This is a genomic window from Oribacterium sp. FC2011 (genome assembly GCF_000701645.1).
Taxonomy (GTDB): Bacteria; Bacillota; Clostridia; order Lachnospirales; family Lachnospiraceae; genus Oribacterium.
Window position 1 is genome coordinate 147,728 of record NZ_JNJM01000007.1, and the last position, 11,249, is coordinate 158,976.

An 11,249-nucleotide genomic window follows, 5' to 3' on the forward strand; every position below is an offset into this window, starting at 1 on the left:
GCAGACAGCGAACGGCGCCTTGCTGATGCAGTTTAAGAATTACTCTAAAAAACAATTTTTGATAAACAATAAGGAGAAAAACAATTATGGCTAAGGTTAAGAATTTCAAGACAATATTCCCTGCAGTATCAGTACCACTTAATGATGACTACTCAATTAACGAGGAAGAGTTCAGAGTATACCTTCGTTGGATCAAGAGCTTCTATGACAAGGGAATCCAGGGTCTTGTATGTAACGGCCACACAGGAGAGATCACAGGTCTTACAAGAGCAGAGAGAAAGAGAGTAACTGAGATCTGTGCTGAAGAGTGCGGCGATATCATGACAATTGTTTCCGGTGTTAACTGCGAGAACACTCAGGAGTCAATCGAGATGGCAGCTGAGGCAAAGGCAGCAGGCGCTGACGCAATCCTTCTTATGCCTCCTCACATGTGGCTCAGATTCGGTATGAACCCGGATGCTCCTTTCGAGTATATAAAGGATGTAGCTGAGGGTGCTGATATCGATATCGTTATCCACCTCTATCCTGCAACATCAAAGGCATTCTACCCTGTAGAGACACTTATCAAGATGTGCAAGGAAATCGACCACGTTAAGTGCATCAAGATGGGAACTCGTGTAACATCTATCTATGAGCACGATGTAAGACTTCTTCGTCAGGAGTGCCCTGATATAAGCCTTATCACATGCCACGACGAGACACTCTGTGTATCATGGTTCCCTGGCATGGACGGAGCTCTTATCGGATTCGCAGGCTGCGTACCGGAGCTTATCTGCCCTGCAAGAGAAGTATTCGCTAACCCTGACAAGCACACACTTAAGGAAGCTCAGGACTGGAGCGACAGAATCTATCACATCAGCCAGGCAATCTATGGCGGCGGACAGCCATCAGGTGAGGCACACGCAAGACTTAAGGAGACACTTGTACAGAGAGGTATCTTCACAAGCGGCCTTATGAGAAAGCCTGTACTTCCTCTCAACCAGGAAGAGAAGGATTGGATCGCCAAGGGCATCAAGAACAGCGGTCTTGAGAAGGTTGACATGTCTAAGTTTGCTTAATCCAAAGAGGGGGGCACCGAAATAAATCGGAGAGTAATATGAAATCCTGATAGATACGTCTCTTCCCCCGGGTAAGATCGGGGGAAGGATGTGGCTTTGAGTGATTTGACGCTCATATACTGCTATTCAGAAATTGGCTTTGATTTCATGATTCCGATGGGATTTTTCGGTGTAATAAGGAGATATATATGGAAGTTACATTAAATAAAACTACTACAGATGCAAAGATCACAGGTACTGTTCAGGAGCGCCTTGGCTTTGATCCCAATTCAGTTAAAAAGCTTTCATTTGGAGAGCTGGTTAAAAAAGTAGGACCCGGAATCATCCTTACAGGAATTGTTATCGGACCCGGAAACATCACAACATCAGCTATGATGGGTGCTAACTATGGATATCAGATGATGTGGCTCCTGATTCCTATCATTATCATGGGAATCACATTTACCATGACCGCTTACAGAATATCCATTTTTACAGGTATGCCTATACTTCACGCCATCAGACATTACTATGGCGGAGTTGCTGCCGGATTCTGCGGTGTAGCATTGTTCCTGTCGTGTTTCTTCTTTACACTTGGTAATATCACCGGTACAGGCGCAGGTATGAACCTGATCTTCGGATTTGACTGGAGAATCGGATCTATGATAATGCTTGCACTCCTTGCATTCTGCTACCTTACAAAGGGAGTTTATTCAAAGGTAGAGAAGGGAATCATGGTTTGTATAGTAGGTATGATTCTTGCATTCTTTGCTACACTTGTCGCAACAGGCGGTCCTAACGTTGGACTTATGGCAAAGGGATTTGTAACACCGCAGTTCCCTGAGGGATCTCTTACAACAGCTCTTGCATATATCAGTACCAATGCTGCAGTTACAGCCGGTATTTACGGAACCTACCTTGGACTTGAGAAGAAGTGGAAGAAGGAAGACCTTTTCAACGGCGCAATGCGTGCTGACGCTATCACACACATCGTAACTGTTGTTCTTATCTCAGGCGCTATCGTACTTGTTGGTGCTATCGTTCTTAATCCTACAGGTACAACCATCAAGGCTCCTGCACAGCTTGGAGAGCTTTTAAGACCATTCCTTGGTAACGCAGCTCCTATCGTTATGGGTATTGCTATCATCGGCGCTGGTTTCTCATCACTTCTCGGAAATACACAGAGAGGTGTCGTACTCCTCAATGCCGGTCTTAATAAGGATACAGGACTTGAGTCAAAGGCTGTAAAGACACTTTGTATCGTATGCCTTGCTATCGCAACTGTAATCTGCTTCTCATACGGCGGATCACCAACACAGCTTATCTTCATTGCTAATGTTGCTACATCTATCGCAACACCTGTAGCAGGACTTTTCATGGTTCTCATCTTATGGAAGAAGGAGCTTTTCGAGGGTATCCAGGCACCGAAGCTTTTACAGATTTCAATGACAGTTTGTTACATCTTCGCATTATTCATGACCTATAGTGCGCTTAAGAAACTGGTTGCACAGCTTCCTAGTGTTCTCGGCTTAGCATGATGCTGATCTTAAGTAAGTCTATATTTAATTATACAAATCACAGCCGGTGGATGATGATTCATCCACCGGCTGTTTTTTTCTTATTATGTCCGTTAAATTGCCGAAATAGTATTAGAGGTAGCAAACTATGGACAATATGGAAAATAAGAGAATTCAAAGACCTTTAAAGAAAAGTATCCAGTACGGGTGCATTGTGTTTGTGCTTGTACTTTGTGTGTTTCTCGGTTTCAGCATATATTTTAACTATAAAAATCTATTCATAAAGCAGAGTCAGGACTATATAAGACAGATTATCAACTATGTAATCGGATATATCGACAATGATGATCTGAAACAATGTATGGAAACCAATGTGGAAAGCCCAAAGTATAAAGAAATGATGGCTTTTCTTGATGATGTAAAAGAAGATCTGGATCCGCAGTATCTCTATGTCATAAAACCATTAAGTGAAGGTGATGGAAACAACGTTCTGGTTCTTTTGTCGGCAGAAAATTATTATGATCGTTATGAGTACACAGAGGGGAATCTGTACCTTGGAGATGTACTTGAGGACGAATACACCAAAGAAGAAGTGGATCAGATGCGTGTCATAATGGGAGAAAAAGACATTGTATTCATGGAGAGCATTACCTACTGGGGACATTCCTATTGCGGTTATTATACGCTTCATGATTCCACAGGTGCACCGTATGCAATTTTGGGTGTAGATATCGATCTGACTCAAATGTCAAAGGATATTCTGTATAAAACCCTTGGTAATCTGGTGATCATCATAATCACCGGTGCGGCATTTATTTTTGGTTTCATTACCTGGGCATCAAAAAACATCACGGATCCTATTGAGATGCTGGAAAGAAGTGCCATCAGATATATCAAAAGAAGCAGGGAAGTCAGTTCCCCGGAAATGCTTATATTTGAAAAGCCTGATCTGAACATAAAAAATGAGGTTGAATCTCTGAGTAATACAATCAATCAGATGACGGAAGATATGAAGGACTATATGTTCCGGATTATTTCTGCTGAAAAAGAAACCATTCATATGAAGGAGGTTGCAAATACCGATTCTCTTACAGGTGTAAAGAATAAGCTTGCATATGATGATGAGGTTAAACAGTTAGACGTAAGATTAAAAGGGAATCTCATCAATGAGCTTGGAGTCATCATGATGGACGTTAATTACCTTAAGAAAATTAACGATACCTACGGACACAAATACGGTGATCTCCTCATACAGAATTTCTGTTCCATCGTATGTGACATTTTTGTACATTCTCCTGTATACAGGATAGGAGGCGATGAGTTCGTCATAATCCTGCAGAAAAATGATCTGGCTAATTCAGATAAACTGCTTAAGGAATTTGAAAAAGCTCTGAATGAACGTGCAAGCGGAGAATTCAATCCATGGGAAGCGCCTTCAGTTGCGGTAGGTGTCGCTTACTATGACAGGAATAAAGATACCGATGTTGAAGATGTTTTCCGTCGCGCGGATGACGCAATGTATGAGAGAAAGAAGGAAATGAAGGCGGAACGTCTGGATTAAAGGGCAGGGTATCGGATTATGTAGATAGCTCTGTTACTCACATGTCAAACTTTGCTGTACTATATGACCAAACTTGAGTATCAGCTTAATGTAAGAGAAGCGATATATCTTGACAGTTCACTGGATCTTTTCTGAGAGAACGCTCCGGCTGAATAAAAAAATTCAAAAAAGTATTACACGATAAAAATTTTTCTGATATAATCTCGAATCGTTAATTTTTTAAATGAAGATGCAGGTCAGGTATCATTGGAAACGCACACCTTTTTGTGGTGATAACGAACAACACACTGAAGTCTTCCGTTTTTTGAAAGGAGAACCTTAGCGTGTTACCACAGAATAAGTTTCAGGATGTTATTTTCACATTATTTATGGCATTTGTCATGGTTTATGCAATGATCTGCTACAACATTTCCCTTAATGTCGGCGGAATGCAGAATTTTGTTTTTATTGCCGCATTTAAAGAAATGATGATCATGTGGCCTATAGCCGTAGTGCTTGAGCTTCTGTTCGTTGGAAAGCTTGCACAGATTCTTGCGTTCAGATTTGTTACACCGGGTAAGGATCCGATGATAATGATCATACTTGCGATATCCTCTATGTCGGTATGTCTGATGTGCCCATTAATGAGTCTTGCAGCAACAATTCTTTTTAAGAATGCCGGTGCAGAATTTGTTTCAGTCTGGATTCAGACCACAGCCATGAACTTCCTTATGGCACTTTGCTGGCAGATATTCTTTGCAGGCCCCCTTGTAAGAAATGTATTTGGTTTTTGTGTCAGAACCTTTTCCAAGCAGAGCAAGGTGGCTGTTTCTGAAACAGTATAAATAGAATGTCCATAAAAAAGTGGTGTCGCTTACGCGGCACCACTTTTTCACCCGATGCTGCAAAAAATCATCATCTGATTGGAACATCAATGGTTTTCTTTACAAATGCAGAACCCTGCTTAAACTCACCTCTAAACATAATTCTCTCAGAAAAGATCCAATGAACTGTCAAGATATATCTCTTCTCTTACATTAAGCTGATACTCGGGTTTGGTCATATGGTACAGCAAAAATTCCAGGATCATCGCGCTGCCAAGGCTTCGTCCTTCTATTTTAAATTCAGAAAATCCCATAGGAGCATAAACATTCTTTATGTCTTGAACACCTATGAATCCGGGATTCTTCATTGCCTCCGAGAAACGATAGCCATACTTTGCCTCCGGAGAAACACAGATATGATCTTCACATTCTTCACCGAGACTTTTTCGACTGACGTTTTCGTAACAGTTCTTTCTGTCATAGCATCCGAACCAGCAGCATTCATTGCATAAAAATTCAACCTTGTGTTTCTGTGCTGTAGTAAGTGTGTTTAATTCATCAAAGCGTTTATTTAACCTGAAATCCGGAACAACATATCGGAATTCTTCTCTGTTAAGTTCATTCCTGAAATCCTCAAAGTCTGTCAAAACTTTGGTGGTTGATGAGACGAAATAAAATCCCGGATGATTCTTCCTGATGTGGTCAAGCAACAAATCGGAATGAATGATCACACCATTCTTAACACCGTTGACATTTTCAAACAGGTCACATAGACGATTACATTTCCTGTCATAAAGATGCTTTTCATTTATCAGTGAATTACTGAAAGTCAGACGGGCAGAAACTTTATATTCTTTCATCATTGAAACTACATCATCCGGATTCTCATCACCGAACCCTACACGTCCGCCGCCCCAGAGGCAGTCTCCGGGAGCTCCGTATATAGACCCTATGTCGCACCAGTCATAAAAGTAATCCCGATGTTCTCTGAAAAGCGGCAGAAATATTTTATATAGATCATAAAACTCAAAGAGTCCTGGAAGGTGGTAATGAATTGTAACCATAATATGCCAACTCCTTATTTATAAACGTGTATTTTTTGACCGTTTATTTCTGACAAACGGATTTAATCTATCAGACTCATAAGCCCTACTGTATTGGGAATGAATAGTAGTGTCATAGTATCAAGAAGAATTACGCTTTCTCTGAAATAGATTACTGCTATTTATGAAGACTATTATTTCATTTCACAGATTTCAGTATCTCGTGTATTACTTCATTTAAAGCAAGTGTTGCTTTGGAGTGATATCTTTCTGCAGAAATGGCCGTTGAGAGTTCTACGCTTGGAGCGTCTTTTCCGAGAGACAGGAATTCTGCATTTCGGAAATAATGTCTCGAACTATAGTAAGTGAAGGCAAGCCCCTGTCCGTTGGCAGCCAGTGAGGCCGCGAAAAGGGCGGACAAAGTGTTGTTGTAAGCGATAGGAGTTATGCCGTTTTTTAAAAACAGTTTTCTGGCTTCACGCCCAAGGATCGTATCGTAATCACTTAACAGAAATTCATAGTTTTTGGTGTCCTTAATGTCTATACGCTTAGTGATCTGGGAAAAGCTATGCTGTTTGTTTATTTTGGCCTTACTGATTATGGGGTGGTTTGGGCTGGTTACAAGACATATTTCGTCTCTTATCAAGTTTTCAACATGAAGTCTGTTGTTCTTTACCTTGTGAGCCAGTAAAGCTATGTCGATATCACCGTTCAACAATAGCTGTTCAAGTGCCATTGAATTCTTTTCCACAATCTGGACATGGATATTGGGATATGTCATATGAAAAGCATTCAGCACCGGAGGAAGCAGATAGGAGCCTCTGAAGGAACTAATGCCGAGAATTACATGTCCGGCATCCAGGTTGGAAACATCCTGCATCTGATCCTGTACTCTGTGGTATTCGGATAAGGTGTGATAGGCATAATCGATCAGAATCTGTCCGGATTCAGTAGGGCGCACGCCATTTGAAGTGCGGACAAATAACTTGTGGCCCAGATTACTTTCATAGGTGGTCAGGAACTGGGAAAGACTGGACTGTGCCATATAGAGTCTTTCAGCAGCTTTGGATATGCTCCGTTCTTCGTAAATTGCGATCAGATAATTTAACTCTTTTATTTCCATGGCATTCTCCATTCCTCCGCCAGGTCGTGGCAAAAATAGTGATGAAAAGTCTTTTTCATAATATTTCCCGCCAATTAAATTTAAAACAATCATCATCTATTTTAAGAAGCGTTGAAATATCGTCACATATCGGAAAAACCGATATGATATATAATAAAATATCGTATTCTGCGATATGCTGTTATTAATTATACTCACGTTAAAGATTTATGAAATACCATCAGGCCTGAAAAAACAGATATTTCATGAATAAACCGATGTACATCGTAAACGGGTGTAAACATTGGCATCCTGAACACTAAAGGGAGCATATAAGGAGGAAACATGAGCAGAGTATCGCTTAAAGGTATATGTGATATGCATGTACACACAAATCCGGATCTGAGAACCCGTGCTTATAATGATCTGCAGCTGGCTGATGCGGCTGTAAGAGTCGGAGCCAGAGCTATAGTGATCAAATCACATCTCGGATTTACGGTGAACCGCGCTGCCATTGCAAATGAGTATGTAAAGCGAGTTTACGGAGAGAATACCGGTTTCACCATGTACGGTGGTGTTGTAATGAATAAAGTTATCGGTGGCGTTAATCCCGAGGCGGTTGAGAAGGGACTGAAACTCGGAGCCAAGGAAATATGGCTGCCTACACAATCTGCAAAACGTCATCTTGAAAAAATGGGGCAGAATCCTGCTGACGGAATCGAACTGGTCAGGGATGGAAAAGTCATACCGGAGCTGATGGACGTATTTAAGCTCGTAAAGGATTATGATGTCGCTCTCGGTACAGCTCATGTGTCACCGGAGGAGGCATTCACAGTAGTGGAAGCTGCAAGAGATGCAGGTGTTAAAAAGATCATTATCACACATCCTGAGTGGTGGGTATGTGATTACTCCATTGAAGATCAGATAAGGCTTGTTAAGGATTACGATGTTATCCTTGAACGCTGCTATGCCCAGAACATGGGTAAGGGACAGCCTTATCATCTGAATCTAAAGGAAAATGCCGAGCTTATCAAGGAAGTCGGATACGAGCACGTTATGGTGGACACGGACGGTGGTCAGGTCGAGAATCCGGACTGGGAAATAGAGATGTATGAGTATATGCATTATCTTGTAGAGTACGGAATACCAATCGAACACGTTTATCATATGACCAAGACTATTCCATACAGGCTTCTCGGAATTGAAGAATGAGACACAGGTTGAGTAATCAGGAGGATAAAAATGTTAAGTGCAGTCATCATACTGGCCATTGCAGTGGCTATCTACCTTGGATATAAAACCAAGATTAATACAGGTCTTTTCTGTATCGTTTTTGCATATGTGATAGGTTGTTTCATCATGGGGTTAAAGCCTAAGGAGGTTATTGCTTTCTGGCCTACGAATACCATGTTTGTGATTCTTTCGGTATCCCTTTTCTATAATGTTGCCGCCATCAACGGAACACTGGAGAAGATGTCCGGTTCACTGCTTTATGCGTGCCGCAAATTTCCGGGAATGCTTCCCTTTGCGCTCTTTGCGGTAGCTGTAATTCTTTCGGTAATGGGAGCTACATACTTTACTGTTCTTGCCTTCCTTGCACCTATAACTCTTGTTATCTGCGATGAGTCCAGAATGGATAAGGTTACCGGCGCTGTAGCCATTAACTGCGGTGCTCTTTGCGGCGGAAACTTTCCAACCTCAAACCTCGGTGTAGTTTTCAGAGGTCTTGCGGATACGGCTTATGAAGCAACTCCCGAGCTTGCTGCTGTTGACAGCTTCGGAATGGAAATGCAGATTTTCTTCTTCTCCATGATCTTTTCACTTATTCTTGTTGCTATCTTCAGATACGGAACAAAGGAAAACAAGAATATCGGTAAGGGAGTTGTATTCAACAAGCCTGAAGCATTTACAAAAGAGCAGAGTACAACACTTACACTTATGATCGCAATGATGGTTGTGGTACTTATTTTCCCTCTTCTCAAGATCCTTATGCCGGGAAATGAAAGTATAAGCTACATTGCGGGAAAAGTTGATGTAGGTCTGGTTGCTATCATTTTTGCGGTAATTGCATTACTTATGAAGCTTGCTCCTCAGAAGGATGCCATCGCAAGAATTCCATGGAATACCATCATCATGATCGCCGGAGCAGGAATGCTCATTGCAGTTGCCGTTAAGGCAGGAACCATCGAGATGCTCAGCCTCTGGGTAGGTTCAAATGTTCCGAAGCCACTTATTCCTGTAGCATTCTCAATCATTGCTGCTATCATGAGTTTCTTCAGTTCAACCACAGGTGTTGTTGCGCCGGCACTGTTCCCTCTTATCCCGGCACTTGCAGCATCTACCGGATTGTCTGCTCCTGTACTTTTTGCATGTACAGTGCTTGGTGCTCAGTCAAGCGCTATCAGCCCGTTCTCTTCAGGCGGATCACTTATACTTGGATCAACACCTAAGGAAGAGGACAGAAATACTCTGTTCAATAGACTTCTTATGGTTGCGGTTCCGGTAAGTGTACTGGTATGTGCTGCTTATAATTTCGTAGTGGCGATGGTGCTGTAAAATAATATGTGATAAAAGCTGCTGATACAATTGCATGTATCAGCAGCTTTTCAGATACTATGATGACATCAATATATAGGGATTTGTAAGCTATATTCAAGGATATTTTTACTTATATATCATAACTATTGTGCCGACTTTCCTCGTTACCGCTGTAGGGAGAAATGTTAAAGCCACAGAAAATGATAAAACAAATAGTGTGACAGATGCCGATTCAGAATCACGTATAAGCATCCCAGAAACACATGTTCTAACAAATGTTGACATCAGGAAACATACGTTCTACAATAAGCGTGTAGAAAGGAGTTTTGTATGTCAGATAAAAAGAGAACAGTTAGTTATACTGCATATGATAAAGCTGTTAGGATCCTTGAAACGGAATGTGATGATGCTTTGCTGCAATTTGTGAATTATGTTTTCCATGAGGATTACGATAATACTGCAAAGATTATCAGATTACGTAATCAACATTTTGTTGAGCATACCGATGGTGAAACTGAAGAACAGATCACAGATTCACATTTTAGCATCACTTTCCGTGGAAAAACAAAAAAGTATCATATGGAGTGCCAGAGTAATGGATATTCTGGGAGCATGTTGATTCGGATAATTCAATATGCGTTCCAAACTGCTATTGACGATAGCACCTGCGAATATGATGAAATCAAGATAAAAATACCGCAGAGTGTGCTGTTTGTACTAAGAAACAAGGGCAATCCTCCTGAAAAAGCCAGATTCAGGATCATAACTCCGGGAGGCGAAGTATCTTATGAGGCTCCGGTGATATGTGAGGCATGGTTCAGCATTGACGAGATGTTTGAAAACAAATTGCATTTTTTGTTACCATTCTTTGCGTTTAATCTAGAAAGTCAAATGGATATCTATGAACGTGACAAAGAGAAATTAAAGGAGTTTGAGGATATATATTTTGAGGTGATAGAGCGGATACATCAGCTCCCGGAGGCTGTATTGTCGCTGAGAACCAAGGGTGTTATAATCAAGGAAATGGCAAAAGTAATCCGGAGACTAAATGAAAAGAGAGAAAATGTCATCAGGAAGGTAGGTGATATAATGATGGACAGTACTTTAGAATGGCTTAGAGAATATGATGCAGCAGTTGCAAAGGGAAAAGTTGAGGGAAAAGAAGAGAAGCTTATTTCTCAGATATGCCGCAAACTTCGTAAAGGAAAAAGTGTAACTCAGATAGCTGACGAGCTTGAAGAGAGCGAAATCAGAGTCCGGGTCATTTGTGACACCGCAGCTGAATTCGCTCCTGATTATGATGAAGAAAAGGTGATAAAAGCAGTGCTTAATCCTGTGGAGGATTGAAGCAGGTAATAATGTTTTTGTTTCATGTTTAGCTATAAATGAATATGCAATATAAAAGTTCCGGATGTAAGGTATGTAATGTCTTATATCCGGAGCTTTTTTAATGAAATTTTTACTTATACATCATAAGTTTAATGTCGACTATTATAGTAGCTGTATTTAGGGGTGAGGGGATACTATGAACAATTTGGAAATAATAGTTGACAATTATGAACTCAAGCTGAATGCTTTAGCAGAGAGCAGAGAGCAGAGAGCAGAGAGCAGAGAGCAGAGAGCAGAGAGCAGAGAGCAGAGAGCAGAG

Annotated in this window: 9 protein-coding genes; 7 read left to right on the forward strand and 2 right to left on the reverse strand. The window is 41.1% G+C overall.

The window, feature by feature from the left end:
* Positions 1-86 precede the first annotated feature (86 nt).
* From T357_RS0107495 to T357_RS0107510, 4 genes are all read left to right on the forward strand, one after another.
* Positions 87-1,058, forward strand: a complete 972-nt coding sequence (locus T357_RS0107495) for a dihydrodipicolinate synthase family protein (RefSeq protein WP_031550462.1) — start codon at positions 87-89, stop codon at positions 1,056-1,058.
* Positions 1,059-1,246: 188 nt separating this feature from the next.
* A complete protein-coding gene (locus T357_RS0107500) occupies positions 1,247-2,575 on the forward strand; it encodes an Nramp family divalent metal transporter (RefSeq protein ID WP_081828085.1) in 1,329 nt (442 codons plus the stop codon).
* Positions 2,576-2,702: 127 nt separating this feature from the next.
* Entirely contained in the window at positions 2,703-4,115 is a 1,413-nt protein-coding gene (locus T357_RS20155) for a sensor domain-containing diguanylate cyclase (RefSeq protein WP_031550468.1), read from the forward strand.
* 323 nt (positions 4,116-4,438) lie between these two features.
* On the forward strand, positions 4,439-4,939 hold the full coding sequence (locus T357_RS0107510) for a DUF2798 domain-containing protein (protein ID WP_031550471.1): 501 nt from the start codon (positions 4,439-4,441) through the stop codon (positions 4,937-4,939).
* A 146-nt stretch (positions 4,940-5,085) separates the two neighbouring features.
* Here T357_RS0107510 and T357_RS0107515 read toward each other — a convergent pair whose 3' ends face one another.
* Both T357_RS0107515 and T357_RS0107520 read right to left on the reverse strand, forming a co-directional pair.
* Complete coding sequence (locus tag T357_RS0107515) at positions 5,086-5,982, reverse strand: hypothetical protein (RefSeq protein WP_031550474.1); 897 nt, start codon at positions 5,980-5,982, stop codon at positions 5,086-5,088.
* Positions 5,983-6,160: 178 nt separating this feature from the next.
* Complete coding sequence (locus T357_RS0107520; RefSeq protein ID WP_031550477.1) at positions 6,161-7,084, reverse strand: LysR family transcriptional regulator; 924 nt, start codon at positions 7,082-7,084, stop codon at positions 6,161-6,163.
* Positions 7,085-7,408: 324 nt separating this feature from the next.
* Here T357_RS0107520 and T357_RS0107525 point away from each other — a divergent pair, with 324 nt between their 5' ends.
* The 3 genes from T357_RS0107525 (at position 7,409) to T357_RS20160 (ending at position 10,948) form a co-directional block, all read left to right on the forward strand.
* The gene (locus tag T357_RS0107525; RefSeq protein WP_031550480.1) at positions 7,409-8,275 is read left to right on the forward strand and encodes a DUF6282 family protein; all 867 of its coding nucleotides are present in this window, start codon (positions 7,409-7,411) and stop codon (positions 8,273-8,275) included.
* A 30-nt stretch (positions 8,276-8,305) separates the two neighbouring features.
* The gene (locus tag T357_RS0107530; protein ID WP_031550483.1) at positions 8,306-9,619 is read left to right on the forward strand and encodes an SLC13 family permease; all 1,314 of its coding nucleotides are present in this window, start codon (positions 8,306-8,308) and stop codon (positions 9,617-9,619) included.
* 312 nt (positions 9,620-9,931) lie between these two features.
* Positions 9,932-10,948, forward strand: a complete 1,017-nt coding sequence (locus T357_RS20160) for a hypothetical protein (protein ID WP_049962336.1) — start codon at positions 9,932-9,934, stop codon at positions 10,946-10,948.
* The last annotated feature ends 301 nt before the right edge of the window (positions 10,949-11,249 follow it).